Genomic DNA, 25,430 nt, shown 5'->3' with positions numbered 1-25,430 from the left:
CGCCCGTCTGCGGGCTCAGGAGTCTGCCGTGAGCTTTACCCCCGCCAATCGTCTGTTCCCTGCTACCCGTCTGCGTCGCAACCGTCGTGATGAGTTCTCTCGTCGGCTGGTGCGTGAAAACGTGCTGACCACCGATGACCTGATCCTGCCGGTGTTCGTGCTGGACGGTGAGAACCGTCGCGAAGCGGTGGCGTCGATGCCCGGGGTGGAACGCCTGACCATCGACCTGCTGCTCGAAGAAGCCGCCCACTGGGTCGAGCTGGGCATTCCGGCGCTGGCCCTGTTCCCGGTCACGCCGCCGGCGCTCAAGTCCCTGGACGCCGCCGCAGCCTGGAACCCGGCGGGCATTGCCCAACGTGCGACCCGCGCCCTGCGCACGCGCTTCCCGGAACTGGGAGTGATCACCGACGTGGCGCTGGACCCGTTCACGACCCACGGGCAGGACGGTATCCTCGACGAAGAAGGCTACGTGCAGAACGACATTACCGTCGATGCGCTGGTCCGGCAGGCGTTGTCCCATGCCGAGGCCGGTGCCCAGGTGGTCGCGCCGTCGGACATGATGGACGGGCGCATCCAGGCGATCCGCGAAGCCCTCGAGGTCGCCGGTCACGTCAATGTGCGGATCATGGCCTACTCGGCCAAGTACGCCAGCGCCTATTACGGCCCGTTCCGCGATGCGGTCGGCTCGGCGCTGAACCTGGGCAAGGCCAACAAGGCCTCCTATCAGATGGACCCGGCCAACAGTCAGGAAGCCTTGCACGAAGTGGCGGCTGACTTGTCAGAAGGGGCAGACATGGTCATGGTCAAGCCTGGCATGCCCTACCTCGACATTCTTTGCCGGGTCAAAGACGAATTCAAAGTGCCGACCTTTGTTTATCAGGTCAGCGGCGAGTACGCCATGCACATGGCCGCGATCCAGAACGGTTGGTTGGGCGAAGGGGTGATCCTGGAGTCCTTGACCGCTTTCAAACGCGCAGGCGCTGATGGCATCCTGACGTACTTTGCCGTGCGCGCCGCCCAATTGTTACGAGAGCAGAAATAGCCTCCCAGGAACTTGCGATGAATACCGAAGGACTCACAGAAGTTGCCGTAAAAGACGCTCAACCCGTGGTCGAGCAAGTCGCCGAGACACCGCCGGAGCTGGAGCCCGCTCCCCCGGCTGTGGTCGAGCCCGCCCCGGCCCCGGCGATTGCCATTCCGAACCTGGATGACAGCAGCCTGTACATCCATCGCGAGCTGTCGCAACTGCAGTTCAACATCCGCGTGCTGGAGCAGGCGCTGGACGAGTCCTACCCGCTGCTGGAGCGGCTGAAGTTCCTGCTGATCTTTTCCAGCAACCTGGATGAGTTCTTCGAAATCCGTGTGGCCGGCCTGAAGAAGCAGATCACCTTCGCCCGTGAACAGGCCGGCGCCGATGGCCTGCAACCGCACCAGGCCCTGGCCCGCATCAGCGAGCTGGTCCATGGCCATGTGGACCGCCAGTACGCGATCCTCAACGACATCCTGCTGCCGGAGCTGGAAAAGCACCAGGTGCGCTTCATCCGCCGGCGCAACTGGAACACCAAGATCAAGACTTGGGTGCGCCGCTATTTCCGCGACGAGATCGCACCGATCATCACGCCGATCGGCCTCGATCCGACGCACCCGTTCCCGCTGCTGGTCAACAAGAGCCTGAACTTCATCGTCGAGCTGGAAGGCATCGACGCCTTCGGTCGCGATTCCGGCCTGGCGATCATCCCGGCGCCGCGCCTGTTGCCGCGCATCATTCGCGTGCCGGAAGACGTTGGCGGGCCGGGCGACAACTATGTTTTCCTGTCATCGATGATCCACGCCCATGCCGATGACCTGTTCCAAGGCATGAAAGTGAAGGGCTGCTACCAGTTCCGCCTGACCCGCAACGCCGACCTGTCGGTGGACACCGAGGACGTCGAAGACCTGGCCCGCGCCCTGCGCGGCGAGTTGTTCTCCCGGCGTTACGGCGATGCGGTGCGCCTGGAGGTGGCCGACACCTGCCCGAACCACCTGTCCGACTATCTGCTCAAGCAATTCAACCTGCATGAGACCGAGCTATATCAGGTCAACGGCCCGGTCAACCTGACCCGACTGTTCAGCATCACCGGCCTGGACAGCCATCCGGAACTGCAATATTCGCCGTTTACGCCGCAGATCCCGAAACTGCTGCAAAACAGCGAAAACATTTTCAGCGTGGTGAGCAAGCAGGACATCCTCCTGTTGCACCCGTTCGAGTCGTTCACGCCGGTGGTCGACCTGCTGCGCCAGGCCGCCAAGGACCCTCACGTTCTGGCGGTGCGCCAGACTCTGTACCGCAGCGGCGCCAACTCGGAAATCGTCGACGCCCTGGTGGACGCGGCGCGAAACGGCAAGGAAGTCACGGCGGTGATCGAATTGCGCGCCCGCTTCGACGAGGAATCCAACCTGCAACTGGCCAGCCGCCTGCAAGCGGCCGGTGCGGTGGTGATCTATGGCGTGGTTGGCTTCAAGACCCACGCCAAGATGATGCTCATCCTGCGCCGTGAAGCCGGCGAGATCGTGCGTTACGCCCACTTGGGCACTGGCAACTACCACGCTGCCAACGCTCGCCTGTACACCGACTACAGCCTGCTGACTTCCGACGATGCCTTGTGCGAAGACGTCGGCAAGCTGTTCAGCCAGTTGATCGGCATGGGCAAGACCTTGCGCATGAAGAAACTGCTGCATGCGCCGTTCACCCTGAAGAAGGGCATGCTCGACATGATTGCCCGGGAGACGCAGTTCGCCCTGGACGGCAAGCCGGCCCACATCATTGCCAAGTTCAACTCGTTGACCGATCCGAAGATCATCCGTGCGTTGTACAAGGCCAGCCAGTCGGGCGTACGCATCGATCTCGTGGTGCGGGGCATGTGCTGCCTGCGGCCGGGCATTCCGGGGGTGTCCCACAACATCCACGTGCGCTCGATCATCGGGCGGTTCCTGGAGCACACGCGGGTGTTCTACTTCCTCAACGGCGGTGAGGAGCAGATGTTCCTGTCCAGCGCCGACTGGATGGAGCGCAACCTCGACAAGCGAGTCGAGACCTGCTTCCCGGTGGAAGGCAAGAAGCTGATCCTGCGGGTCAAGAAGGAGTTGGAAAGCTACCTGACCGACAACACCCACAGCTGGAGCCTGCAGTCGGATGGCCGCTACATCCGCAACACGCCGACCGGCAACCAGAACCCGCGCAGCGCCCAGGCGACCTTGCTCGATCGCTTGAGCAGCCCGGTGTTGGCGGTTCGTTAAACGTCCTGGGGCGAGCTTGGCTTTTGGGGCGAGGGCGCTGGCTCCCGCTGGGCCGGTCCGACGCTTCGGGCGCAGCAGCCCCAAGCCTTGGGCGGGCCTCGCCCTCCAGCGGGAGCAAGCTCCCTCGCCACAAAGATCTGTGTTGTAGCTGGATCAGTGAATGTTCAGCACAATCCCGCCCCGCGTCAGCCATTCCGCGTCCTGGGCGAAGTCAGCCTGGGTCAGTTGGTTCTCTTCCAGCCAGCCGTCGGGGAACATCACGTCCAGCTGATCGCCGTCGGCATGCAGGGCCACTTGCGGCATTTCCTGGGTGCCACGGATGTGGTGGAACAGGATCGCAAAACGCAGCAGCACGCACAGGCGAATCAGCTTGATGCCGTCGTCGCCGAACTCGGCGAATTTATCCTTGGGAATGTTGCGCCGGTGGCCGCGTACCAATAGCGCGAGCATCTGCTGGTCTTCCCGGGAAAACCCCGCCAGGTCCGAGTGCTCGATCAGGTAGGCGCCGTGCTTGTGGTAGTGATAGTGGGCAATGTCCAGGCCCACTTCATGGACCTTGGCGGCCCAGCCCAGCAACTCGCGCCAGACCCCGTCGTTCAAGTCCCAGTCGTCAGCCACCTGGTCGAAGGCGTGCAGGGCCTTGCGCTCGACCCGTACAGCTTGCTCCTGATCGACGTGATAGCGCTCCATGAGCGAGCCCAGGGTGCGCTCGCGCACGTCTTCGTGATGATGCCGCCCCAGCAGGTCATACAGCACGCCTTCGCGCAGGGCGCCTTCACAGTGGTCCATGCGTTGCAGTTCGAGGGCGTCGAAAATCGCTTCGAGGATCGCCAGGCCCGCCGGGAAAATCGTCCGGCGGTCGGGCTTGATGCCTTCGAAATCGATCTTGTCCGCTTCACCGAGCTTGAACACCTTGCGCTTGAGCCAGGCCAGGCCCTCGGCATTGACTTCGCCGGTGCCGTGGCCACCCGCCTTGAGCGCCAGGCCAATGGCGCGAATGGTCCCCGAGGAGCCGATGGCTTCATCCCAGGTCAGGCGGTGCAGGGCGTGTTCGATGCTCATGATTTCCAGGCGCGCCGCTGTATAGGCCTGGGCGTAGCGGGCAGGAGTAATCTTGCCGTCGCGGAAATAACGTTGGGTGTAGCTGACGCAGCCCATCTGCAGGCTTTCGCGAAGCAGCGGCTCGAAGCGCTGGCCGAGGATGAATTCGGTACTGCCGCCGCCGATGTCCGCCACCAGGCGCTTGCCCGGGGTGTCGGCCAAAGTATGGGAAACGCCCAGATAGATCAGGCGGGCTTCTTCACGGCCGGAAATGACTTCCACCGGATGGCCGAGGAGGGCTTCGGCGCGGCGGATGAACTCGCCCCGGTTGCGTGCCTCGCGCAGGGCGTTGGTGCCCACGATCCGCACCGCGCCCAGGGGCATGCCGTTGATCAGTTGGGCAAACCGCTTGAGGCAATCGAGCCCGCGCTGGATGGATTCTTCACTCAGTTGGCGTTCTTCATCGATGCCGGCGGCCAGTTGGACCTTTTCGCCGAGCCGCTCAAGGATGCGGATTTCCCCGTTCTGGGCCTTGGCGACGACCATGTGGAAGCTGTTGGAGCCCAGGTCGATGGCAGCGATCAGGGACAGATTCTTGGCTTGGGATGGCGGCATGGTCAAAAAGTCTCGGTCGATAACCTCGCCATCCTGCCACGATCGACCGCTTACGCCAACGCGCCTGAACCAAACCCTTGAGCCAGAGCAGGCTGCAGGGTGCCTTTGTGGCGAGGGCGCTTGCTCCCGCTGGGCGGCGTAGCAGCCCCAAAACCAGTCAACCCGGTACACCAGGGATACATCGGCAGGCAGATCCTGCGATTGCTGCGCAATCGAGCGGGAGCAAGCTCCCTCGCCACAGAGGACTTCCTTGACAGTAAAGGTCAGGCAGGCTCGACCGTACCGATGAAGTTCGCCAGCTCCGCCGTCTGCGGATCGGCAAACAGCACCTTCGGATCGCCCACTTCATGCACCTTGCCCTGATGCATGAACACCAGTTTGTCGCCCACTTCCCGGGCGAAGCGCATTTCGTGGGTGACCATGATCAGCGTCATGCCTTCCTTGGCCAGTTGCCGCACCACGCTGAGCACTTCGTTGACCAGTTCCGGGTCCAGGGCCGAAGTGATTTCGTCGCACAGCAGCACTTTCGGCGACATCGCCAGGGCGCGGGCAATCGCCACCCGTTGCTGCTGGCCGCCGGACAAGCGGTCGGGGAACGCAGCGAATTTCTCGCCCAGCCCGACCCGTTCCAGCATCTGCCGCGCCAGCTCGGCCGCCTTGGCCTTGGGTACTTTTTGCACAACTTGCGGCGCGAGCATGACGTTCTCGCCGACGGTCAGGTGCGGGAACAGGTTGAACTGCTGGAACACCATCCCGACTTTCTGCCGCAGGCTGCGCAGGTCGGCACGGGCGGCGTCGAGGTATTCGCCGTCGACTTCGATCACACCGTCGTTGATCGACTCCAAGCCATTGAGGGTGCGCAGCAAGGTGGACTTGCCCGAGCCGCTGCGGCCGATGATCGCCACCACCTGGCCTTCCTCGACGCTCAGGTCGATGCCTTTGAGCACGTGATGATCGCCGTAGTATTTATGCAGGGCGGTAATTCTAAGCAGAGGCATGCAGTCTCCTTTCCAGGTAACGCGCACTGAGGGACAAGGGGTAGCAGAGCAGGAAGTAACCGAGGGCGACCAGGCCATAAACCATGAACGGCTCGAACGTGGCATTGGCGAGCATGCCGCCGGTCTTGGTCAGTTCGGTAAAGCCGATGATCGACGTGACAGCCGTGCCTTTGACCACCTGCACGGAAAAGCCCACGGTCGGCGCCACGGCGATGCGCAGGGCCTGGGGCAGGATCACGTAGCGCAGCTGTTCCAGCGGGTTGAGGGCCAGGCTTGCGGAGGCTTCCCACTGGCCGTTGGAAATCGAATCGACACAACCGCGCCAGATCTCCGCCAGGTAGGCGCTGGTAAACAGCGTCAGGGCGATCGCCGCCGCCATCCACGGTGAAATCTCCACCCCGGCCAGGGCTACGCCGAAGAACACCAGGAACAGTTGCATCAACAGCGGTGTGCCTTGGAACAGCTCGATGTAGGTACGGGCGATGTTGCGGGGCAGGGCGCGTTTGGAGATGCGCAGCACCATCACCAGCAAGCCGATCACGCCACCGCCGATAAACGCCACCAGCGACAGGGCCAGGGTGCATTGCAGCCCGGTGAGCAGGTTGCGCACCACGTCCCAGAAAGTGAAATCGCTCATTGGCTGCTCCTGGCGATGTAGCGACGCCCGACCCAATTGAGGAACTGGCGGATCAACAGTGCCATGCACAGATAGATCAGCGTGGTCAGCGCGTAGGTTTCGAACGCGCGGAAGTTGCGCGACTGGATGAAGTTGGCGGCAAAGCTCAATTCTTCGGTGGCGATCTGCGAACAGACCGCCGAGCCGAGCATCACGATGATGATCTGGCTGCTCAAGGCCGGCCAGACCTTGCCCAGTGCTGGCAGCAGCACCACGTGGCGGAACGCCTCGAAGCGGCTCATTGCCAGGGCCGCAGCGGCTTCCAGTTGCCCCCGCGGGATGGCCTGGATACCGGCGCGGATGATCTCGGTGGAGTAGGCGCCGAGGTTGATCACCATCGCCAGTACCGCGGCCTGCCATTCGGAAATCTGCAGGCCCAGGGACGGCAAGCCGAAGAAGATGAAAAACAGCTGCACCAGGAACGGCGTGTTGCGGATCAACTCCACGTACACGCCGACGATCGCTGCGAACGGACGAATGTTCCAGGCCCGCACCACGGCCCCGACGATGCCCAGGCCAACCCCGAGCAACGTGCCGATGGCCGTCAGTTCCAAGGTGAACAGCGCGCCGCGCAACAGCAGCTCGGTGTTTTGCACCACCGGCAGAAAATCGAACTGATAAGCCATGCTCAGCCTCTCAAGCGACGGTCAGAGATCGGCCGGCAGCGGCTGTTTGAGCCAGGTCTGGGCGTTCTTTTCCAGGCTGCCATCGGTCTTGGCGGTGGCCAGGATCTGGTTGACCTTGTCCAGCAAGGCCGGCTCGTTCTTGTTCACGCCCACGTACACCGGCGAGTCCTTGAGTTTCACCTTCAGCGCCGGAACACGCTTGGGGTTGCGTTCGCTGATGGCGACCATCACCACATTGCCGCTGGCGATCAGGTCGACCTGGCCGGCCAGGTAGGCGGCGATGGTCGAGTTGTTGTCTTCGAAGCGCTTGATGGTGGCGCCTTCGGGGGCGACTTTGGTCAGCTCGATGTCTTCGATGGCGCCACGGGTGACGCTGATGGTCTTGCCCTTGAGGTCGTCCAGGGTGTTGATGGCGGCAGCAGGCGGGCCGAACACGGCCAGGTAGAACGGCGCATAGGCACTGGAGAAATCGATGACCTTTTCCCGCTCCGGATTCTTGCCCAGGCTGGAAATCACCAGGTCGACCTTGCCGGTGGTCAGGAACGGGATGCGGTTGGTGCTGTTGACTGGGGTCAGTTCAAGCTTGACCTTGAGCTGGTCGGCCAGCAGTTTCGCGGTGTCGATGTCCAGGCCGCGGGGCTTCATGTCCGGGCCGACCGAACCGAAGGGCGGAAAGTCCTGGGGCACGGCGACCTTGAGGGTGCCACGCTTGACCACGTCTTCCAGGCCATCGGCGTGGGCAGGCAGCTGACAAAGCATCAGGCTGGCGAACAGGGCTGTGAGCAGGGCGCTGCAACGCTGAATCATGGCGAATCTCCGCAATCGGTGATGTGATTTCTGCGTTCGGACAGAGCACAGGCCATGCCAAGCCGGCTTTTAATCGGTCAAAGCCACGGTTTTGCTGGTGGGAGGCGGTCTTACTGGTCTGAACAGTTGCGCCGCGTTTCGCACCTTTATCGAGCGTCGGCATTTGCCGCCGAACCCTGCTGGGGCACGACTTGCCGGGCGCGGCGAATAGCTTTACAACTAGCCGCTCACTGGCCCGGTTCGTCTGAAAAATCATGAATTCCATCGCTCGTGCCGTTCCTGAAGTGGCGCTGCAAGCCATCCGCAAACTGATCGTCGATGAAGGCTTCGGCCCCGGCGATGCGCTGCCGTCGCAACGGGACCTGGCGCTGCAACTGGGGGTGAGCCGGGCGTCGTTGCGCGAAGCGCTGTCCTCCCTGAGTGCCCTGGGCATGATCAGCGTGCAGCCGGGCAAGGGCGTGTTCGTGCAGGCACCGGTAGAGGCTCCACGCAGCGAGTCGGCACCGGGCTGGCCGTTCGCGGCCCAGGCTTCGCCGGTGGACATCTTCCAGTTGCGCTACGCCCTGGAGGGTTTCGCGGCGGGGTTGGCGGCGGTGACGCTCAGCGCCGATGAGCTCGACCGGTTGCAAGACAATGTCGAAGCCATGCGTCGGGAATTGAAGGTCGGGGATTTCGACGCCGCCGCGCGGCTGGATTTCGAATTCCATCGGCGAATCCTGCTGGCCAGCGGCAACCAGGCGATGCTGAGCATCCTCACCGCCAGCGCCGAGATCTTCCTGGAGAGCCAGAAACTACCGTTCATCCGGGCGGAGCGGGCGATGGAAACCTGGCAGGAGCATCGCAAGATCCTGCGCGCCCTGGCCCGTCGGGCGTCAGGCGCCGCGCAAAAAGCCATGCAGGAACATGTACGTAACGCTGCGCTGCGTACCGGCATTTCCTTTGTCGCTCCCGTAGCTTCTTGAACCGGGCCATACTCAAATACATCGTGCGCCATAGCGAGACTCAATCAACTGCGGCTTCCTGAACCCGGGAAGGGCCGCTATGATGGGCCACGTTTTTTTGCTGATGACCCCGGAGATTTCCATGAGCAGCGATCTGATCAAACACGTTAGCGACGCTAGCTTCGAAGCTGACGTTCTCAAGGCCGAAGGCGCGGTACTGGTCGACTATTGGGCTGAGTGGTGCGGTCCTTGCAAAATGATCGCTCCGGTCCTGGACGAGATTGCCGAGACCTACAAGGGCAAGCTGACCGTTGCCAAGCTGAACATCGACGAAAACCAGGAGACGCCGGCCAAGCACGGCGTGCGTGGTATCCCGACCCTGATGCTGTTCAAGAACGGCAACGTCGAAGCCACCAAGGTCGGTGCGCTGTCGAAGTCGCAACTGGCCGCTTTCCTCGACGCCAACATCTAAGCGCCGAATGCCACTGGAAAAGCCCCGCAAATCGCGGGGCTTTTTCGTTATTCGGGGCTAGACGCTTGCAAACCCAGGTGGTACATTCGGCCCCGCACTGGTTTCTCCATTGCCCCCTGCAAGCCGTCGCCGACGCTCTCCTTTCGAATAAGTACGCGATCCTGTCGCCTTCTCCGCGGCGCGGCCTCATTAAGCCAAAAGCTTAATTTCCCCCCTCCATAAATGATTACGTCATTCCTATATGAATCTGACTGAACTCAAGCAAAAGCCGATTACCGAACTGCTCGAATTGGCCGAACAGATGGGCATAGAAAATATGGCCCGTTCGCGCAAGCAGGACGTGATTTTCTCCCTGCTCAAGAAGCACGCGAAAAGCGGCGAGGAAATCTCCGGTGATGGCGTGCTGGAGATTCTCCAGGACGGCTTCGGCTTCCTTCGCTCCGCAGACGCTTCCTATCTCGCCGGCCCAGACGATATCTACGTCTCGCCGAGCCAGATCCGTCGCTTCAACTTGCGCACCGGTGACACCATCGTTGGCAAGATCCGCCCTCCGAAGGAAGGCGAGCGTTACTTCGCCCTGCTCAAGGTCGACACGATCAACTTCGATCGTCCGGAAAACGCGAAGAACAAGATTCTCTTCGAGAACCTGACCCCGCTGTTCCCGACCGTGCGCATGAAGATGGAAGCCGGCAACGGTTCCACCGAAGACCTCACCGGTCGTGTCATCGACCTGTGCGCACCCATCGGCAAAGGCCAGCGTGGCCTGATCGTGGCGCCGCCGAAAGCGGGCAAGACGATCATGCTGCAGAACATCGCGGCCAACATCGCCCGTAACAACCCTGAAGTTCACCTGATCGTGTTGCTGATCGACGAACGTCCGGAAGAAGTGACCGAAATGCAGCGCACCGTGCGCGGCGAAGTGGTCGCCTCGACGTTCGACGAGCCGCCAACCCGTCACGTGCAGGTTGCCGAAATGGTGATCGAGAAGGCCAAGCGCCTGGTCGAGCACAAGAAGGACGTGGTGATCCTGCTGGACTCCATCACCCGTCTGGCCCGTGCCTACAACACCGTGATCCCGAGCTCCGGCAAGGTGCTGACCGGTGGTGTCGATGCCCACGCGCTGGAAAAACCGAAGCGTTTCTTCGGCGCCGCGCGGAACATCGAGGAAGGCGGTTCGCTGACCATCATCGCCACCGCACTGGTTGAAACCGGTTCGAAGATGGACGAAGTGATCTACGAGGAATTCAAGGGCACCGGCAACATGGAGCTGCCCCTGGACCGTCGTATCGCCGAGAAGCGTGTGTTCCCGGCCATCAACATCAACCGTTCCGGTACCCGTCGCGAAGAGTTGCTGACCGCCGATGACGAGTTGCAGCGCATGTGGATCCTGCGCAAGCTGCTGCATCCGATGGATGAAGTCGCTGCCATCGAGTTCCTGGTCGACAAGCTGAAGACGACCAAGACCAACGATGAGTTCTTCCTGTCGATGAAACGCAAGTAAATCATCAGGACAGGCCAGCAAGAGCCGGGGAAACCCGGCTTTTTGCTATCTGTGCATTCACTATTCTGGACGGGCGGCGTTAAACTCGGGCCCCCGAACGCCACGGCGACCATGAGGCTTTTGCATGCAGTATCGCGACTTGCGCGACTTTATCAGTGGGCTGGAACAGCGCGGCGAACTCAAGCGCATCCAGGTGCCGGTGTCCCCCGTCCTGGAAATGACCGAGGTCTGCGACCGCACCCTGCGCGCAAAAGGCCCGGCGCTGTTGTTCGAAAACCCGACGGGTTATGACATCCCGGTGCTGGGCAACCTGTTCGGCACACCGGAGCGCGTGGCCCTGGGCATGGGTGCCGAAGCCGTCAGCGAACTGCGCGAGATCGGCAAGCTGCTGGCGTTCCTCAAGGAGCCCGAGCCGCCCAAAGGCCTGAAGGACGCTTGGTCGAAGCTGCCGATTTTCCGCAAGATCATTTCCATGGCGCCGAAAGTCGTCAAGGACGCGATCTGCCAGGAAGTGGTGATCGAGGGTGACGATGTCGATTTGGCTATGCTGCCGGTACAGACCTGCTGGCCGGGCGACGTCGGCCCGCTGATCACCTGGGGCCTGACCGTCACCAAAGGCCCGAACAAGGACCGCCAGAACCTGGGCATCTACCGTCAGCAGGTGATCGGCCGCAACAAGGTCATCATGCGCTGGCTGAGCCATCGCGGTGGTGCGCTGGATTACCGCGAGTGGTGTGAAAAACACCCCGGCCAGCCTTTCCCGGTGTCGGTGGCCCTGGGCGCGGACCCGGCGACTATCCTCGGCGCTGTCACGCCCGTGCCCGACAGCCTTTCCGAATATGCCTTCGCCGGCCTGCTGCGGGGCAACCGTACCGAACTGGTGAAATGCCGCGGCAATGACCTGCAAGTGCCGGCCACCGCCGAGATCATCCTTGAGGGGGTGATCCATCCCGGCGAAATGGCCGACGAAGGGCCGTACGGCGACCACACCGGTTACTACAACGAAGTCGACAGCTTCCCGGTGTTTACCGTCGAGCGCATCACCCATCGGATCAAGCCGATCTACCACAGCACCTACACCGGTCGTCCGCCTGATGAGCCGGCGATTCTCGGCGTGGCGCTGAACGAAGTGTTCGTGCCTATCCTGCAAAAGCAGTTTCCGGAAATTACCGATTTCTATTTGCCGCCGGAAGGCTGTTCGTATCGCATGGCCGTGGTGACCATGAAGAAGTCGTATCCGGGGCACGCCAAGCGGGTGATGCTCGGGGTCTGGTCGTTTTTGCGACAGTTCATGTACACCAAGTTCGTTATCGTCACCGACGACGATATCAATGCACGGGACTGGAACGACGTGATCTGGGCCATCACCACGCGCATGGACCCCAAGCGCGACACGGTGATGATCGAGAATACGCCGATCGACTACCTCGACTTCGCCTCGCCGGTGTCTGGCCTGGGGTCGAAGATGGGGCTAGATGCCACGCATAAATGGCCCGGTGAAACCACCCGTGAGTGGGGCCGGGTTATCGTCAAGGATGAAGCCGTTACCCAACGGATCGATGCCATCTGGAATCAGTTAGGAATAGATTGATGCGTGTAACCTTGCAGCCTTCCGGCGCGGTGCTGGAGATACAGCCGGCGGAGCGGATTCTCGATGGCGCGCGGCGCCTGGGCTATGAATGCCCGCAAAGCTGCCGCAACGGCAACTGCCACGTCTGTGGCGCGTTGCTGGTGGAAGGCCGTGTGCAACAGGCGGGCGAGGTGCGCGATCACGGTGAGATCTTCACCTGTATCGCCGAGCCGCTGGAGGACTGCGTGGTGCTGTGGGACGGCGTGCTGTCGCCGGGAGAGCTGCCGGTACGCAACCTGGCGTGCCAGGTCATCGAGTGCGCCGACGTAGGCGGTGATGTCTGGCGAGTGCGCCTGCGTGCGCCGGCGGGCAAGCCACCGCGCTATCACGCCGGGCAGTACCTGATGATCGAGAGGGAAAACGGCGAGAAATCGGCTTTTTCCCTGGCCTCGGCGCCGCATTCCGGGCGCGAGCTGCAATTGCACGTATTGGTGCGCGAAAGCAGTGCACAGGCGCTGCTGGAGCAACTGCGACGCAACCCCAGCGTGCGCGTGGAAATGCCGTTTGGCGACACGCATTTGTCCGAACTACCGGAAGGCCCATTGGTGCTGATCGCCGCTGGAACCGGCATGGCGCAGATGCACAGCTTGATCGAGCACTGCCGCGCGGCGGGCTTCAAGCACCCGGTGCACCTGTATTGGGGCGTGCGGCGGCCGGAAGATTTCTATGAAATCGAGCATTGGGACGAATGGAAAAAACTGCCGAACCTGTTCCTGCATAAAGTCGTCAGCGACTTGTGTGGCTGGGAAGGGCGCTGCGGGATGCTCCATGAAGCGGTGTGCGAGGACATCAGTGACCTTTCTGGTGTGCACGTCTATGCCAGCGGTTCGCCGGCCATGATCTATGCCACGCTCGATGCCTTGGTGGAAGCCGGCATGGACGCTCATCAGATGCGCGCGGATGTGTTTGCGTATGCGCCGCGGGGTTGAATCGCATTCACCCACCCAGGCTTAGTGAGCTTTTTTGTGGCGAGGGAGCTTGCTCCCGCTGGGCTGCGCAGCGGCCCCAAGATCTTGCGGTCGCTGCGCAACCGAGCGGGAGCAAGCTCCCTCGCCACAACAGCGCGCATGTCCACCCGTCGATATAACTTCATATATTTCGTTTCGATATTTAGCCTTGAGGCTAGATACCGATAACGTATATAGGGTGCGCAATGGCATTTAACTTGCCTGAATTCCCCTGAGCGTCAACACCATGACGGCACCCCGACTACCTTCCGCCCCCGCGAGGAGCCAACCGCTAACGGCCATGACCGCTATCGAATCCGCCATTACCTGTGCCTTGTACCCGCCACGACTCGAACTGGGGCCGCAGCTGACCCGTGAACAATTGCTCGCCTCGATGCAATTGACCATGAGTCTCCACCAGGGTGGTCCGGTCTGGTTGTTCGCGTACGGTTCATTGATCTGGCGGCCGGAATGTACGGCGGTGGAGCGGGTGCGCGGCCGGGTCCATGGTTACCATCGCGGTTTATACCTGTGGTCCCACGAACACCGCGGCACCCCGGAATTGCCAGGGTTGGTGTTCGGATTGGATCGCGGCGGTTCGTGCAGCGGGTTCGCCTATCGATTGCCGGAGGAGAACCTTGAGGACTCATTGTTTGCCCTGTGGCAGCGCGAGATGCCGGTGCCGTCCTATCGCCCGCACTGGCTCAGTTGCCGTCTCGAGGATGGCAGTCGGGTGCAAGCCTTGGGTTTTGTGTTGGAGCGACACCTGCCCAGCTATGCCGGCAACTTGCCGGACCATGTGCTGAGCCAGGTGTTCGAAAGCGCCTGTGGGCGTTACGGCACCACTCGCGATTATGTCGAGCAGACCGTACACGCCCTGCGCAGCCACGCCATGCCAGACCGGAACCTGGAGGCGCGGCTCAAGCGCTGCCAATCAGCGCTGGATCAGGCGACCGCTTCGCGGCTCTGACTGGCGATTTGCTTGTGCCATAGGGTTGGCGCGAGGAATGCCATCGCCAGCAAGCAGGCACCGACCAACAGCACAAAACCGCCATTCCAGCCAAAGTGGTCCACGGTGTAGCCCATGGCGGCACTGGCCGCGACCGACCCACCCAGGTAACCAAACAGGCCCGTGAAGCCCGCGGCGGTACCGGCGGCTTTCTTCGGCGCCAGCTCCAGTGCCTGCAAACCGATTAGCATCACCGGGCCGTAGATCAGGAAGCCGATGGAAACCAGGGCGATCATGTCGACGGTCGGGTTGCCGGCCGGGTTCAGCCAGTACACCAGCGTTGCCACGGTCACCAGGGCCATGAACACCATGCCGGTCAGGCCACGGTTGCCACGGAAGATCTTGTCGGACATCCAGCCACACAGCAGCGTGCCGGGAATGCCCGCCCACTCGTAGAAGAAATAGGCCCAGGAGCTCTTGTCCACCGTGAAGCCCTTGGCTTCCTTGAGGTAGGTCGGCGCCCAGTCCAGCACGCCGTAGCGCAGCAGGTAGACGAAGACGTTGGCCATGGCGATGTACCAGAGCATCTTGTTGCGCAGCACGTACTTGACGAAGATTTCCTTGGCGCTGAATTCGTTCTCGTGGCTGGCGTCGTAGCCTTCCGGGTAGTCGTTCTTGTATTTCTCGATCGGGGGCAGGCCCACCGATTGCGGGGTGTCGCGCATGGTCGCGAAGGCAAACACCGCAACGACGAGCGCTACGGTAGCGGGCACATAGAATGCCGCGTGCCAATCATTGAACCAGGCCATGCCCAGCAGGAACAACGGGCCGATCAGGCCGCCACCGACGTTGTGCGCCACGTTCCACACCGACACCACGCCGCCACGTTCCTTCTGCGACCACCAATGCACCATGGTCCGTCCGCGTGGCGGCCAGCCCATGCCTTGGGCCCAGCCGTTGATGAACAGGAGGATGAACATGATGGTCACGCTGGACGTTGCCCAGGGCGCGAAACCGAACACGAACATCACTCCCGCCGAGACCAGCAAGCCGAAGGGCAGGAAGTAACGGGGGTTGGAACGGTCGGACACCAGGCCCATCAGGAACTTCGACAGCCCATAAGCGATGGCGATGGCGGACATGGCCAGGCCCAGCTGGCCACGGGTATAACCCTCGTCGATCAGGTACGGCATGGCCAGGGAGAAGTTCTTGCGCAGCAGGTAATACCCGGCGTAGCCAATGAAGATCCCGGCGAAGATCTGCCAGCGAAGGCGTCGGTAGGTGCTGTCTATTTTTTCTTCAGGCAGGACTGCCTGGTGTGCGGCAGGTCGAAAGAAAGCAAACATTCAAGTGCTCCAGGTTCTTGTTATGGCGGCGGATGCGAATGTTACAGTTTCGTTACCGAAAATAGCATCGCTCGTTGGCGCATAAAAAGCAGAAATTTCGATTGGTCATGTTCTTAAGTGAACATGTCGTTCAGACGTAAGCGAAGGGCGTCGTAGGAAATGCCTTCGCGATGCCCTTTCATGCGCCGCATCGGTGAATACGGGGCAAAGCAGTGGGAAACGTCCTTCGCCCAAATGGGAAGTCTCGCTATAGGGCCCATGAGCCATGGCCTTTACCCTTTACGTTTCTGCCAGGTCTGGCATTTCAACTGAGGGGTAGGGGCAATGAGGTGGTCCGTGGTGATGCTGTTGCTGTGCTTGTCCGGTACGAGCGGGGCAGCGGAGGTGTTGTTGGTGCCCGAAAACAATCCGAGGCCGGATTACCCGACGACCCTGTTCCGCAAAGGCATTACGGGTATGGCCCGGGTCGGCTTCATGGTGCATGCCGATGGTCGTGTCGATGAGGTCACGATCCTGCACAGCGATCATCCGGATTTCGCCGAAGCCGCACGGGAAGCGGTCAGTCAGTGGCGCTTCAAGCCTTGGCCGGTGGATCTCGAACACCCGGCGAAGACGCATGTCGTAGCGCCCTTCGAGTTCCGCCTGGATGACTTGCCACTGGACGCCAATAAATGGATCAAGACCTGGAAATGCTCGGACATCAACGCCCACGCCAACGGCCAGTTATGGGTGCAGGACTTGCTCCCGTTCCATTACACACGCCTCTACTTGTCCAATGTGTTTTTCGTCAAACAATTACCGGAAGCCGAGCGCCTGGCCTTGATCGCTCGGTTCAACAGGCTCTTGCCTTCAATCGTGCAGCGTTGCGGGAGTTTTCCAGCGGCGCGGTATATGCGGATGTTACCGAAGGAAGTTCGAGAGTTGCTTTAGTGCGGGTCAATGGCGGTCCGGCGCATGGGGCCTGACCGCCTTGACGCATTCAACGCACCTGCACAACCACCTTCCCCACCGCCTTGCGCTGCCCCAGGTCATTGATCGCCTGGGCGGCGTTGCTCAGCGGATACACCTGGGACACCAGCGGCTTGAGCTTGCCCTCGGCGAACCCGCCGAACAGTTGCTGGAAATTGGCGGCATTGTCCTTCGGTTGGCGCTGGGCGAAAGAGCCCCAGAACACGCCCACCACGGCAGCACCCTTGAGCAAGGCCAGGTTCACGGGGAGTTCCGGGATGCGTCCGCTGGCAAAACCCACCACCAGCAACCGGCCGTTCCAGGCGATGGCGCGGATGGCCTGGTCGAACAGGTCGCCGCCCACCGGGTCGTAGATCACGTCGGCGCCCTGGCCGTCGGTGAGGCGCTTGATTTCCTCCTTCAGGCTGGTTTCGCTGTAGTTGATCAAATCGTCGGCACCGGCCGCCTTGGCCACGGCGAGTTTCTCCGCGCTGCTGGCGGCGGCGATCACCCGGGCGCCCATGGCCTTGCCGATTTCCACGGCCGCCAGGCCAACGCCACCGGAGGCGCCGAGCACCAGCAGGGTTTCGCCGGGTTGCAGGTTGGCCCGTTGCCTGAGGGCGTGCATCGAGGTGCCATAGGTCATGCTGAAAGCCGCGGCGGTGTTGAAGTCCATGGACGCGGGAATCGGCAACACGTTGTAGCCGGGGACCGTCACCTGTTCGGCAAAGCTGCCCCAGCCGGTCAGCGCCATCACCCGGTCGCCGACTTTCAAGTGGCTGACGTTCTCACCCACCTGGCTGACCACGCCCGCCGCTTCGCCGCCGGGGGAAAACGGGAAGGGTGGCTTGAATTGGTATTTGCCCTCGATGATCAGCGTGTCAGGGAAATTCACCCCGGCGGCGTGCACGTCCAGCAGCACTTCGTTCTTCTTGGCGACGGGGCTGGCGACGTCTTCCAGCACCAGCGATTCGGCGGGGCCGAATTCTTTGCACAGCACGGCTTTCATCAGGGCTATTCCTTTGGGAGTGATGGCCGATAAGTGTAGGTGTGAGAGACAACGGGTCAACGAGCATGCCCCGCCCTGATAGCCGGCCATAAGCTTGTGCTTGAATGGCGGGTCGGTATGCTGGGCCGCAAACCGGATGAGGAATCGATTGTGAAAGCGTGGATCATGTTGATGCTGGCCCTGTCGCTGCCTGTGGCGGCGATGGCCGAAGAGGCCAAGGAAGCGAAAGAGGGCGAGGCACCGAAAGTCAGTTATATCACCCTCAGCCCGCCGTTCGTGGGCAACTATGGCTTGGACGGCACGGCGAAGCTGAAGGTCTACAAGGCCGACGTGGCCCTGCGCGTGACCGGTGATGCCGCCGCGGCGGCGGTCAAGGCCAACGAGCCACTGATTCGTAACCAGTTGGTGGCGTTGTTTGCCCAGCAGACCACCGAGGGGATGAACAACCTCGAAGCCAAGGAAAAACTGCGTCAGGAAGCGTTGAAGCAGACCCAGCAGGTGATGAACGACGAGACTGGCAAGCCGATGGTGGATGATTTGTTGTTCAACAACCTGATCATTCAATAGGTTTTGTGGTGGCTGGGCGGGCCCTATCGCGAGCAAGCTCGCTCCCACAGTGGATCTCCAGTGGTCCTATTTTGTGAACACCCGAGACCCCTGTGGGAGCGAGCTTGCTCGCGATAGCGGCCTACCGGACAGCGAATCACTCAAGGCTTCAGCGCAACCACCGCCGCCCACTGCTCCGCCGTCACCGGCATCACTGACAGCCGCGAGCCTTTCTGCACCAGCGGCATTTCCGCCAGGGCGGTCTGTTGCTTGAGGTAGTCGAGCTTCAGGACGTGGCGGAACGTCTCGACATGGGCCACGTCGATCGCGGTCCAGGGGTTTTTGTCCGGGCTGGCCTTGGCGTCGAAATAATGGCTGTCCGGGTCCAGGGCGGTCGGGTCGGGGTAGGCCGCCTGGATGATTTTGCCGATCCCGGCGATACCGGGCTCGGGGCAGCTGGAATGGTAGAAAAAGAATGTATCGCCCACCGCCATGGCCCGCAGGAAATTGCGTGCCTGGTAGTTGCGAACCCCGTCCCAACGGGCCTGGCCAAGCTTTTCCAAGCCCTGGATGGACAATTCGTCAGGCTCGGACTTCATCAGCCAATAGGCCATGATTGCTACTCCTTGGCGGTGTGGAAAAAAATAGTTCAGCGATTTTATGACAAACCGACAGTCGGTTGACGCCAGAGTTTGCGTGTAGGGTCCGGTTGCCGCAAAATGCCGGCCTTCCAAGCTTGACGCTGCTGCACGGCCAATAAGAAAACCGCTGCTGTCATCGTGTGTGATATGCCTTGAGGGGGGCAATCGATGAAACGCAAACCGGATTTGTTGTGGATCTTGGTCATTCTGTTCGGTCTGGGTGTCGTGACCACGGGTTACGCCCAAAGCCTGTGGGCCAACAAGACCGAGGCGCCGGTGGATATCACCCAACCCGCGCCATCGCTCAAACGCTGAACCCGCTTTTCAGCCGCCGCGGATGACCGCGGCGTCTATCCCGCGATATACCACTGCCTGTCGCTGACTGTCCCCTGTAGCGGCACGTCCCAGCTTGCCTGCGCCAATCGTTCGACCTTCTGGCATTCATGGGCCAGCCCCAATAGCGTCGGCTTGCGCCACTGCTTGCGCCGCGCCAGGTACGCCAGGCTGCGGTCGTAAAAGCCGCCACCCATGCCCAGCCGACCTCCCGCATCGTCAAATCCCACCAGTGGCAACAGCACCAGGTCCAGCGTCCAGACCTTGCGTTGCCGGGCGATGTTCTTGCGCGGTTCAGGGATACGAAACCGATTGGGCTGCATGTGTTCGCCGGGGTGGATGCGTTGGAATACCATCTTGGTCTGCGGCCACGGGCTGAGTACCGGCAGGTAAGTGGCCTTGCCCCGGCGCTGGGCCGCGCGCAGCAGCAGGCGCGGGTCGATTTCGCCATCGTTGGGCAGGTACAGGGCGATGTGCTTTGCACGGCGAAACAGCGGGTGCTGGGCCAGTTGTTTGTACAGCCCGCGGGCGGCTTGACGTTGCTGGGCGGGCGTCAGAGCGCGACGGGCCTGGCGCAGCAGGCGGCGAAGTTGCGGGCGGGGCAGCAGCGCGGGTTCGGTCATATCAAGGCTTCACGCAGTGGCAATGCCACAGCGTAACCGCAAAACAGGGTGCCCAGAAATGCCTGCGCCAGAAACGACAATGCCAGTTCATATGAACTGGCATTGTCTGGAGTCAGGCTCCCCGGATGAACCGCTGTCGGCTTAGCCCTTGAACCCGAAAGTTCAAGGTGGAAGTTGCAGGAGGCGTTAAGGCTTTCCGTCAAGCGGACATGCACACCGGCCCCAACGTGCAACCCCCGTGGTTGTGCGTATCGGCTCAGGGACATCACCAACTGGCAAGCACCCCAGGGAGTGACGCGAGTATACCCCAGGCAGCTTCGCGAATCAGCCCTTGGCGACGTCTGGATCGGTGGCGAGCACCAGATCGACCCGATCGAGCAGGTCGCGCACCTGTTCACGGGTCGAGCCGCTGACCTGTACGTCCGGCGTATCCTGGCGATGCAACAGGTCGTGGGTGATGTTCAAGGCGGCCATCACGGCGATGCGGTCGGCACCGATGACTTTGCCGCTGCTGCGGATCTCGCGCATCTTGCCGTCCAGGTAACGGGCGGCGCTCACCAGGTTGCTACGCTCTTCCTGGGGGCAGATGATCGAATATTCTTTGTCGAGGATCTGCACGGTAACGCTATTGCTTGAACTCATGAGTCTTGCTCCAGGGCCTTGAGGCGCGAAATCATCGATTCGACCTTACGCCGGGCGATTTCGTTTTTTTCAATGAGGTGCGCGCGTTCCTCGCGCCAGGTTTTTTCCTGAGCTAATAGGAGTCCGTTTTGGCTCTTAAGTTGCTCGACCCGGTCAATTAGCAGTTCGAGTCTGGCCATCAGCGCTTGCAGGTCGGTGTCTTCCATTGTGTCCACTGAAGAATGTGTCTGATGGAGGGATGTAGGTCGCACAGCCTCTGATAGTCTTGGCGAGTCTGTCGATGTAGGATACAAGGCCTCCATTCTAGACATAGCGCCGTCTGGCGCCTAGCTGCCCATGCCCATTCAGAATTCCCCGTATCAAGCATTTGCCACCCTGCTGAGCACCAGCGGTCATCCTGTCTCGCCTGCCGAACTGCATGGCCTGTTGCTCGGTCGCAGCTGCGCCGGCGCCGGCTTCGAGGCCGACGGCTGGTTGGCCGACGCCGCCGAGCTGTTGGAAGGCGAGCCGGCGGACAACGTCCGTAACGCGCTGATCGGCCTACAGGAAATGGTCAAGGGCGAGTTGACCAGCGACGACATGACCGTCGTCCTGCTGTTGCCCACTGACGACGCCCCCCTGGCCGAACGCGCCGCGGCGCTGGGCCAGTGGTGCCAGGGCTTCCTCGCCGGCTTCGGCCTGACCCGCCGCGAATACGCGCTGAGCGAAGAAGCGAAGGAAGTGCTGCAGGATCTGGCCGCGATTTCCCAGGTCCAGGATGCCCTGGAAGAGTCCGACGACGGCGAAAGCGACTACATGGAAGTGATGGAGTACCTGCGGGTCGCGCCATTGCTGCTGTTCACCGAGACCAAGAAAACCGATGCAGCGGCCCCCAAGCCGTCCTTGCATTAATTTTTAGAGGGAACCCCGTCTGCCCATGATTCATATCCCGAAATCGGAATACAGCCGTCGCCGCAAGGCCTTGATGGCGCAGATGGAACCCAACAGCATCGCAATCCTGCCCGCCGCCGCCGTTGCGATCCGCAACCGCGACGTCGAGCATGTCTACCGCCAGGACAGCGACTTCCAATACCTCAGCGGCTTTCCCGAGCCGCAAGCGGTGCTGGTGCTGATGCCCGGCCGCGCCCATGGCGAATACATCCTCTTTTGTCGCGAGCGCAACGCCGAACGTGAGTTGTGGGACGGCCTGCGCGCCGGCCAGGAAGGAGCGATCCGTGACTACGGTGCCGACGACGCTTTTCCCATCACCGACATCGACGACATCCTGCCGGGCCTGATCGAAGGTCGCGACCGGGTGTATTCGGCCATGGGCAGCAACCCAGAATTCGAACGGCACCTGATGGAGTGGATCATCGTGATTCGCTCCAAGGCCCACCTCGGCGCCCAGCCGCCGAACGAATTCGTTGCCCTGGATCACTTGCTGCACGACATGCGCCTGTATAAATCGGCGGCGGAACTGAAGGTCATGCGCGAAGCGGCGCGGATCTCCGCCCAGGCGCACATCCGGGCGATGCAGGCGGCGCGCCCGGGGTTGCATGAGTTCAGCCTGGAGGCCGAGCTCGATTATGAGTTTCGCAAGGGCGGGGCGAAGATGCCGGCCTACGGCTCGATCGTCGCGGCGGGGCGCAACAGCTGCATCCTGCACTACCAGCAGAACGACGCGTTGCTCAAGGACGGCGACCTGGTGTTGATCGACGCCGGCTGTGAAATCGACTGCTACGCCAGCGATATCACCCGTACCTGGCCGGTCAGCGGCAAGTTTTCGCCCGAGCAGAAAGCGATCTACGAAGTGGTGCTGGCCGCCCAGGAAGCCGCGTTTGCCCAGATCGCACCGGACAAACACTGGAACCAGGCCCACGAAGCGACGGTCCGGGTCATTACCGAAGGGTTGGTGCGCCTGGGACTGCTGGAAGGTGAGGTGGACGATTTGATTGCCAGCGAGGCCTACCGGGCGTTCTACATGCACCGCGCCGGCCATTGGCTGGGCATGGACGTGCATGATGTGGGCGAATACCGGGTCGGCGGCGAATGGCGGGTCCTGGAAATCGGCATGACGTTGACGGTGGAACCGGGCATCTATATCAGCCCGAACAACCGCAGCGTCGCGAAAAAATGGCGCGGCATTGGCGTGCGCATCGAGGATGACGTGGTAGTGACCAAGACCGGTTGTGAAATCCTGAGCCGAGGCGTGCCGAAAACGGTCGCCGACATCGAGGCCCTGATGGCCGCCGCCCGGACGCAAGCGGCATGAGCCGGATCAACGTGGCCATCATCGGCGGCGGCCTGGTCGGCGCGAGCCTGGCCCTGGCCCTGCAGGCCGGTGCCAAGGCCCGGGGCTGGAAGATCATGCTGATCGCGCCCTTCGCCCCTGGCGACGCCTGGCAGCCAAGCTACGATGCCCGGTCCTCGGCATTGTCCTACGGTGCCCGGCAGATTTATCAACGCCTGGGTGTCTGGCAGGAAATTTCCCGCCGCGCCGAACCGATCAAGCAGATCCATGTGTCCGACCGCGGGCGGTTTTCCACGGCGCGGCTGTCGGCCATGGAAGAAGGTGTGCCAGCGCTGGGCTATGTGGTGGAAAACGCCTGGCTCGGCCAGTGCCTGTGGCAAGGCCTGGACCCGGAAGTGGTCAGTTGGCGCTGTCCGGCGCAGGTGACGCGCATGGAGCCATTGGTCGGCGGTTATCGCCTGACCCTCGACGACGAAACCACCCTGGAGTGCGATCTTGCGGTATTGGCCGATGGTGGTCGCTCCAGCCTGCGCGAGCAGTTGGGCGTCGGCGTGCGCAGTCGCCCTTATGACCAAAGCGCGTTGATCGCCAACATCACCCCCAGCGAAGCCCACAATGGCATGGCCTTCGAAAGCTTCACCGATGACGGCCCGATGGCCTTGTTGCCGCTGCCGGAGAATCGCTGCGCGTTGGTCTGGACCCGCCAGGGCATGGACGCACAACGGCTGGCAGCCCTCGACGAGCGCAGCTTCCTCGCCGAATTGCAGGGTGTGGTCGGTTATCGCCTGGGTACGCTGAAGCAGGTGGGTGTGCGGCACTTGTACCCGCTGGCGTTGGTGGAGGCTGAAGAGCAGGTCCGTCCGCACCAGGCGCTCCTGGGCAATGCCGCCCACAGCCTGCATCCAATTGCCGGGCAGGGGTTCACCCTGTCCCTGCGCGATGCCCAGGCCCTGGCCGATGCCTTGCTCGACAGCGACGGCGAGCCCGGAGACTTTGTCGTGTTACAGGCTTATCGCGAGAGCCAGCGCACGGACCAGGCCCTGACCGTGGGCTTCTCCGATCAGGTCCCGCGCCTGTTCGGCAGCAACCTGCCGCTGGTGTCCCTGGGCCGTAACCTCGGCTTGCTGGGCCTCGACCTGTTGCCTCCGGCCAAGCGCTGGTTCGCCCGCCAGGCCATGGGCTTGGGGACGCGGCCCGATGCGTGAGGCTGGCGTGGTCACTTCTTTTCATGGGCGACTGACGTCGCCAGCAAAACAGGCATAGAGCATGGAATTGCGTGCAGATCTGCTGATTGTCGGCGCCGGTATGGTCGGCAGCGCCCTGGCGCTGGCGTTGCAGGGCAGTGGCCTGCAAGTGCTGTTGCTCGCCGGCAGCCCGATGAGCGTCAAGCCGTTCGATCCCCAGGCCGCGTTCGAGCCCCGGGTCAGCGCCTTGTCGACGGCCAGCCAGCGAATCCTCGACCGCCTGGGCGTCTGGGGCGGCATCACCACCCGGCGTGCCAGCCCTTATACCGACATGCACGTCTGGGACGGCAGCGGCACCGGGCAGATCCATTTTTCCGCCGCCAGCCTGCACGCCGAGACGCTTGGGCACATCGTTGAAAACCGCGTGGTGCAGGACGCGCTGCTGGATCGGTTGCATGACTGCGACCTGGGCCTGCTGGCCAATGCCCGGCTGGAACAGATGCGTCGTTCCGGCGACGATTGGTTGCTGACCCTGGCCGATGGCCGCACCCTGCGCGCGCCCCTGGTCATTGCCGCCGACGGCGCGAATTCGGCTGTGCGCCGCCTGACCGGCGTGGCGACGCGCGAATGGGATTACCTGCACCACGCCATCGTCACCAGCGTGCGCAGCGCCCGGCCGCATCGAATGACGGCGTGGCAGCGCTTCACCGACAACGGTCCGCTGGCGTTCCTGCCCCTTGAGCGTGACGGCCAGCATGACTGGTGCTCGATTGTCTGGTCCACCACCCCCGAAGAAGCGCAGCGCTTGATGGCGCTCGATGACACTCGATTCTGCAACGAACTGGAACGCGCCTTCGAAGGCCAGCTCGGTCCGGTACTGAGCGCCGACCCGCGCCTGTGCGTGCCGCTGCGCCAGCGCCATGCCAAGCGCTACGTGGCCGAAGGGCTGGCGCTGATCGGCGACGCCGCCCACACCATCCATCCGTTGGCTGGGCAGGGGGTGAACCTGGGCTTCCTCGACGCCGCCGTGCTGGCCGAAGTGCTGTTGCAAGCGGCCGCACGGGGCGAGCGCTTGGCGGACGTGAAGGTGTTGAGCCGCTACGAGCGGCGCCGCATGCCCCACAACCTGGCGCTGATGGCCGCGATGGAGGGCTTCGAGCGGTTGTTCCAGGCCGATCCGCTGCCGGTGCGCTGGTTGCGTAACACCGGGTTGAAACTGGTGGACCGCTTGCCTGAGGCCAAGGCGCTGTTCGTGCGCGAGGCGCTGGGGTTGATTGGGGATCTGCCGGATCTGGCCAAGGCCTGAAATGTGGGTTGGGGCTTATGGCCCCATCGCGAGCAAGCTCGCTCCCACAGTTGATTCGGTGAAACCTGTGGGAGATTCTATGGTTGAGGGGAAGCCCTCAAGCCGCTTTTGGTTGGTATTCGCTTTGCCCTTTCAGCAGAGCG

At 62.2% G+C, this 25,430-nt stretch carries 26 protein-coding genes and 1 other RNA gene; 15 read left to right on the top strand and 12 right to left on the bottom strand.

The window, feature by feature from the left end; translation table 11 throughout:
• The first annotated feature begins 28 nt into the window (after positions 1 to 28).
• On the top strand, positions 29 to 1,042 hold the full coding sequence (gene hemB, locus HGO40_RS23845) for a porphobilinogen synthase (protein WP_250965011.1): 1,014 nt from the start codon (positions 29 to 31) through the stop codon (positions 1,040 to 1,042).
• A gap of 17 nt (positions 1,043 to 1,059) precedes the next feature.
• Positions 1,060 to 3,276 (top strand): polyphosphate kinase 1, encoded by a 2,217-nt coding sequence (gene ppk1 / locus HGO40_RS23840; RefSeq protein WP_250965010.1) that lies wholly within the window; start codon positions 1,060 to 1,062, stop codon positions 3,274 to 3,276.
• A 153-nt stretch (positions 3,277 to 3,429) separates the two neighbouring features.
• Here the strand turns inward: ppk1 and ppx are convergent, their stop codons facing one another.
• The 5 genes from ppx to HGO40_RS23815 all read right to left on the bottom strand — a co-directional run bounded on the left by ppx (position 3,430) and on the right by HGO40_RS23815 (position 8,039).
• Positions 3,430 to 4,932 (bottom strand): exopolyphosphatase, encoded by a 1,503-nt coding sequence (gene ppx / locus HGO40_RS23835; RefSeq protein ID WP_250965009.1) that lies wholly within the window; start codon positions 4,930 to 4,932, stop codon positions 3,430 to 3,432.
• 263 nt (positions 4,933 to 5,195) lie between these two features.
• Positions 5,196 to 5,930, bottom strand: a complete 735-nt coding sequence (locus HGO40_RS23830) for an amino acid ABC transporter ATP-binding protein (RefSeq protein ID WP_250965008.1) — start codon at positions 5,928 to 5,930, stop codon at positions 5,196 to 5,198.
• A complete protein-coding gene (locus tag HGO40_RS23825) occupies positions 5,917 to 6,567 on the bottom strand; it encodes an amino acid ABC transporter permease (protein ID WP_250965007.1) in 651 nt (216 codons plus the stop codon). The genes HGO40_RS23830 and HGO40_RS23825 overlap by 14 nt, the downstream gene beginning before the upstream one ends.
• The gene (locus HGO40_RS23820; protein ID WP_250965006.1) at positions 6,564 to 7,232 is read right to left on the bottom strand and encodes an amino acid ABC transporter permease; all 669 of its coding nucleotides are present in this window, start codon (positions 7,230 to 7,232) and stop codon (positions 6,564 to 6,566) included. Before HGO40_RS23820 ends, HGO40_RS23825 begins: the two co-directional genes overlap by 4 nt.
• Before the next feature lie 21 nt (positions 7,233 to 7,253).
• Positions 7,254 to 8,039: a transporter substrate-binding domain-containing protein gene (locus HGO40_RS23815; protein ID WP_250965005.1), complete on the bottom strand. Its 786-nt coding sequence runs from the start codon at positions 8,037 to 8,039 to the stop codon at positions 7,254 to 7,256.
• A 254-nt stretch (positions 8,040 to 8,293) separates the two neighbouring features.
• On the opposite strand from HGO40_RS23815, the gene HGO40_RS23810 reads away from it, so the two are divergent.
• The 6 genes from HGO40_RS23810 to HGO40_RS23785 all read left to right on the top strand — a co-directional run bounded on the left by HGO40_RS23810 (position 8,294) and on the right by HGO40_RS23785 (position 14,500).
• On the top strand, positions 8,294 to 9,001 hold the full coding sequence (locus tag HGO40_RS23810) for a FadR/GntR family transcriptional regulator (RefSeq protein WP_250965004.1): 708 nt from the start codon (positions 8,294 to 8,296) through the stop codon (positions 8,999 to 9,001).
• A gap of 121 nt (positions 9,002 to 9,122) precedes the next feature.
• On the top strand, positions 9,123 to 9,452 hold the full coding sequence (gene trxA / locus HGO40_RS23805) for a thioredoxin TrxA (RefSeq protein ID WP_003206727.1): 330 nt from the start codon (positions 9,123 to 9,125) through the stop codon (positions 9,450 to 9,452).
• Between the two features lie 241 nt (positions 9,453 to 9,693).
• Positions 9,694 to 10,953 carry a transcription termination factor Rho gene (rho, locus tag HGO40_RS23800; protein WP_003206716.1) on the top strand — a complete coding sequence of 420 codons (1,260 nt, stop codon included), beginning with the start codon at positions 9,694 to 9,696 and terminating at the stop codon, positions 10,951 to 10,953.
• Between the two features lie 124 nt (positions 10,954 to 11,077).
• The gene (gene ubiD, locus HGO40_RS23795; RefSeq protein ID WP_039590257.1) at positions 11,078 to 12,544 is read left to right on the top strand and encodes a 4-hydroxy-3-polyprenylbenzoate decarboxylase; all 1,467 of its coding nucleotides are present in this window, start codon (positions 11,078 to 11,080) and stop codon (positions 12,542 to 12,544) included.
• Positions 12,544 to 13,512 carry a CDP-6-deoxy-delta-3,4-glucoseen reductase gene (locus tag HGO40_RS23790; RefSeq protein WP_250965003.1) on the top strand — a complete coding sequence of 323 codons (969 nt, stop codon included), beginning with the start codon at positions 12,544 to 12,546 and terminating at the stop codon, positions 13,510 to 13,512. Before ubiD ends, HGO40_RS23790 begins: the two co-directional genes overlap by 1 nt.
• Before the next feature lie 319 nt (positions 13,513 to 13,831).
• Positions 13,832 to 14,500, top strand: a complete 669-nt coding sequence (locus tag HGO40_RS23785) for a gamma-glutamylcyclotransferase (RefSeq protein WP_053189100.1) — start codon at positions 13,832 to 13,834, stop codon at positions 14,498 to 14,500.
• On the opposite strand, the gene glpT is transcribed toward HGO40_RS23785, so the two are convergent.
• A complete protein-coding gene (gene glpT, locus HGO40_RS23780; RefSeq protein ID WP_250965002.1) occupies positions 14,476 to 15,825 on the bottom strand; it encodes a glycerol-3-phosphate transporter in 1,350 nt (449 codons plus the stop codon). The two genes, HGO40_RS23785 and glpT, sit on opposite strands and share 25 nt — an antisense overlap.
• 324 nt (positions 15,826 to 16,149) lie before the next feature.
• On the opposite strand from glpT, the gene HGO40_RS23775 reads away from it, so the two are divergent.
• Positions 16,150 to 16,755 carry an energy transducer TonB gene (locus tag HGO40_RS23775; protein WP_250965001.1) on the top strand — a complete coding sequence of 202 codons (606 nt, stop codon included), beginning with the start codon at positions 16,150 to 16,152 and terminating at the stop codon, positions 16,753 to 16,755.
• Positions 16,756 to 16,804: 49 nt separating this feature from the next.
• Here the strand turns inward: HGO40_RS23775 and HGO40_RS23770 are convergent, their stop codons facing one another.
• Positions 16,805 to 17,782, bottom strand: coding sequence for an NADPH:quinone oxidoreductase family protein (locus HGO40_RS23770; RefSeq protein WP_250965000.1), 978 nt, complete (start codon positions 17,780 to 17,782; stop codon positions 16,805 to 16,807).
• A 150-nt stretch (positions 17,783 to 17,932) separates the two neighbouring features.
• Between HGO40_RS23770 and HGO40_RS23765 the strand changes: the two genes are divergently transcribed.
• Complete coding sequence (locus tag HGO40_RS23765; RefSeq protein WP_186707593.1) at positions 17,933 to 18,349, top strand: flagellar basal body-associated FliL family protein; 417 nt, start codon at positions 17,933 to 17,935, stop codon at positions 18,347 to 18,349.
• A gap of 140 nt (positions 18,350 to 18,489) precedes the next feature.
• On the opposite strand, the gene HGO40_RS23760 is transcribed toward HGO40_RS23765, so the two are convergent.
• A complete protein-coding gene (locus HGO40_RS23760) occupies positions 18,490 to 18,942 on the bottom strand; it encodes an EVE domain-containing protein (protein WP_250964999.1) in 453 nt (150 codons plus the stop codon).
• A 195-nt stretch (positions 18,943 to 19,137) separates the two neighbouring features.
• Between HGO40_RS23760 and HGO40_RS23755 the strand changes: the two genes are divergently transcribed.
• Positions 19,138 to 19,284 carry a hypothetical protein gene (locus tag HGO40_RS23755; RefSeq protein WP_162893876.1) on the top strand — a complete coding sequence of 49 codons (147 nt, stop codon included), beginning with the start codon at positions 19,138 to 19,140 and terminating at the stop codon, positions 19,282 to 19,284.
• Between the two features lie 35 nt (positions 19,285 to 19,319).
• Here HGO40_RS23755 and HGO40_RS23750 read toward each other — a convergent pair whose 3' ends face one another.
• The 4 genes from HGO40_RS23750 to HGO40_RS23735 all read right to left on the bottom strand — a co-directional run bounded on the left by HGO40_RS23750 (position 19,320) and on the right by HGO40_RS23735 (position 20,773).
• Positions 19,320 to 19,925, bottom strand: coding sequence for a 5-formyltetrahydrofolate cyclo-ligase (locus HGO40_RS23750; RefSeq protein ID WP_250964998.1), 606 nt, complete (start codon positions 19,923 to 19,925; stop codon positions 19,320 to 19,322).
• A gap of 114 nt (positions 19,926 to 20,039) precedes the next feature.
• Positions 20,040 to 20,219, bottom strand: a non-coding RNA gene (gene ssrS / locus HGO40_RS23745) — 6S RNA.
• 30 nt (positions 20,220 to 20,249) lie between these two features.
• A complete protein-coding gene (locus HGO40_RS23740; protein WP_053126417.1) occupies positions 20,250 to 20,567 on the bottom strand; it encodes a cell division protein ZapA in 318 nt (105 codons plus the stop codon).
• A complete protein-coding gene (locus tag HGO40_RS23735) occupies positions 20,564 to 20,773 on the bottom strand; it encodes a TIGR02449 family protein (protein WP_003177365.1) in 210 nt (69 codons plus the stop codon). The genes HGO40_RS23740 and HGO40_RS23735 overlap by 4 nt, the downstream gene beginning before the upstream one ends.
• 130 nt (positions 20,774 to 20,903) lie before the next feature.
• Here HGO40_RS23735 and HGO40_RS23730 point away from each other — a divergent pair, with 130 nt between their 5' ends.
• The 4 genes from HGO40_RS23730 to HGO40_RS23715 all read left to right on the top strand — a co-directional run bounded on the left by HGO40_RS23730 (position 20,904) and on the right by HGO40_RS23715 (position 25,287).
• On the top strand, positions 20,904 to 21,458 hold the full coding sequence (locus HGO40_RS23730) for a YecA/YgfB family protein (protein WP_058542287.1): 555 nt from the start codon (positions 20,904 to 20,906) through the stop codon (positions 21,456 to 21,458).
• A 25-nt stretch (positions 21,459 to 21,483) separates the two neighbouring features.
• The gene (pepP, locus tag HGO40_RS23725) at positions 21,484 to 22,818 is read left to right on the top strand and encodes a Xaa-Pro aminopeptidase (RefSeq protein ID WP_250964997.1); all 1,335 of its coding nucleotides are present in this window, start codon (positions 21,484 to 21,486) and stop codon (positions 22,816 to 22,818) included.
• The gene (gene ubiH / locus HGO40_RS23720) at positions 22,815 to 24,002 is read left to right on the top strand and encodes a 2-octaprenyl-6-methoxyphenyl hydroxylase (protein WP_250964996.1); all 1,188 of its coding nucleotides are present in this window, start codon (positions 22,815 to 22,817) and stop codon (positions 24,000 to 24,002) included. Before pepP ends, ubiH begins: the two co-directional genes overlap by 4 nt.
• A gap of 67 nt (positions 24,003 to 24,069) precedes the next feature.
• Positions 24,070 to 25,287: a 2-octaprenyl-3-methyl-6-methoxy-1,4-benzoquinol hydroxylase gene (locus HGO40_RS23715; RefSeq protein ID WP_250965017.1), complete on the top strand. Its 1,218-nt coding sequence runs from the start codon at positions 24,070 to 24,072 to the stop codon at positions 25,285 to 25,287.
• Positions 25,288 to 25,430: the final 143 nt, after the last annotated feature.

This window comes from Pseudomonas sp. CG7 (assembly GCF_023701885.1).
Classification (GTDB): Bacteria; Pseudomonadota; Gammaproteobacteria; order Pseudomonadales; family Pseudomonadaceae; genus Aquipseudomonas; species Aquipseudomonas zanjanensis.
Note: the sequence above shows the minus strand (reverse complement) of the source record. Positions and strands in the feature narration are given on the sequence as shown.

Excerpts from the sequence above, each read along its gene's own strand:
- HGO40_RS23775 (WP_250965001.1), top strand. The coding sequence starts at position 16,150 with ATGAGGTGGTCCGTGGTGATGCTGTTGCTGTGCTTGTCCGGTACGAGC.
- HGO40_RS23825 (WP_250965007.1), bottom strand. The coding sequence starts at position 6,567 with ATGAGCGATTTCACTTTCTGGGACGTGGTGCGCAACCTGCTCACCGGG.
- HGO40_RS23790 (WP_250965003.1), top strand. The coding sequence starts at position 12,544 with ATGCGTGTAACCTTGCAGCCTTCCGGCGCGGTGCTGGAGATACAGCCG.
- ubiH (WP_250964996.1), top strand. The coding sequence starts at position 22,815 with ATGAGCCGGATCAACGTGGCCATCATCGGCGGCGGCCTGGTCGGCGCG.
- HGO40_RS23785 (WP_053189100.1), top strand. The coding sequence starts at position 13,832 with ATGACCGCTATCGAATCCGCCATTACCTGTGCCTTGTACCCGCCACGA.
- HGO40_RS23730 (WP_058542287.1), top strand. The coding sequence starts at position 20,904 with ATGCCCATTCAGAATTCCCCGTATCAAGCATTTGCCACCCTGCTGAGC.
- HGO40_RS23820 (WP_250965006.1), bottom strand. The coding sequence starts at position 7,232 with ATGGCTTATCAGTTCGATTTTCTGCCGGTGGTGCAAAACACCGAGCTG.
- rho (WP_003206716.1), top strand. The coding sequence starts at position 9,694 with ATGAATCTGACTGAACTCAAGCAAAAGCCGATTACCGAACTGCTCGAA.
- pepP (WP_250964997.1), top strand. The coding sequence starts at position 21,484 with ATGATTCATATCCCGAAATCGGAATACAGCCGTCGCCGCAAGGCCTTG.
- HGO40_RS23830 (WP_250965008.1), bottom strand. The coding sequence starts at position 5,930 with ATGCCTCTGCTTAGAATTACCGCCCTGCATAAATACTACGGCGATCAT.
- glpT (WP_250965002.1), bottom strand. The coding sequence starts at position 15,825 with ATGTTTGCTTTCTTTCGACCTGCCGCACACCAGGCAGTCCTGCCTGAA.
- HGO40_RS23815 (WP_250965005.1), bottom strand. The coding sequence starts at position 8,039 with ATGATTCAGCGTTGCAGCGCCCTGCTCACAGCCCTGTTCGCCAGCCTG.
- HGO40_RS23760 (WP_250964999.1), bottom strand. The coding sequence starts at position 18,942 with ATGGCCTATTGGCTGATGAAGTCCGAGCCTGACGAATTGTCCATCCAG.
- ppk1 (WP_250965010.1), top strand. The coding sequence starts at position 1,060 with ATGAATACCGAAGGACTCACAGAAGTTGCCGTAAAAGACGCTCAACCC.
- HGO40_RS23750 (WP_250964998.1), bottom strand. The coding sequence starts at position 19,925 with ATGACCGAACCCGCGCTGCTGCCCCGCCCGCAACTTCGCCGCCTGCTG.
- HGO40_RS23740 (WP_053126417.1), bottom strand. The coding sequence starts at position 20,567 with ATGAGTTCAAGCAATAGCGTTACCGTGCAGATCCTCGACAAAGAATAT.
- trxA (WP_003206727.1), top strand. The coding sequence starts at position 9,123 with ATGAGCAGCGATCTGATCAAACACGTTAGCGACGCTAGCTTCGAAGCT.
- HGO40_RS23770 (WP_250965000.1), bottom strand. The coding sequence starts at position 17,782 with ATGAAAGCCGTGCTGTGCAAAGAATTCGGCCCCGCCGAATCGCTGGTG.
- HGO40_RS23810 (WP_250965004.1), top strand. The coding sequence starts at position 8,294 with ATGAATTCCATCGCTCGTGCCGTTCCTGAAGTGGCGCTGCAAGCCATC.
- ubiD (WP_039590257.1), top strand. The coding sequence starts at position 11,078 with ATGCAGTATCGCGACTTGCGCGACTTTATCAGTGGGCTGGAACAGCGC.
- HGO40_RS23755 (WP_162893876.1), top strand. The coding sequence starts at position 19,138 with ATGAAACGCAAACCGGATTTGTTGTGGATCTTGGTCATTCTGTTCGGT.
- ppx (WP_250965009.1), bottom strand. The coding sequence starts at position 4,932 with ATGCCGCCATCCCAAGCCAAGAATCTGTCCCTGATCGCTGCCATCGAC.
- HGO40_RS23735 (WP_003177365.1), bottom strand. The coding sequence starts at position 20,773 with ATGGAAGACACCGACCTGCAAGCGCTGATGGCCAGACTCGAACTGCTA.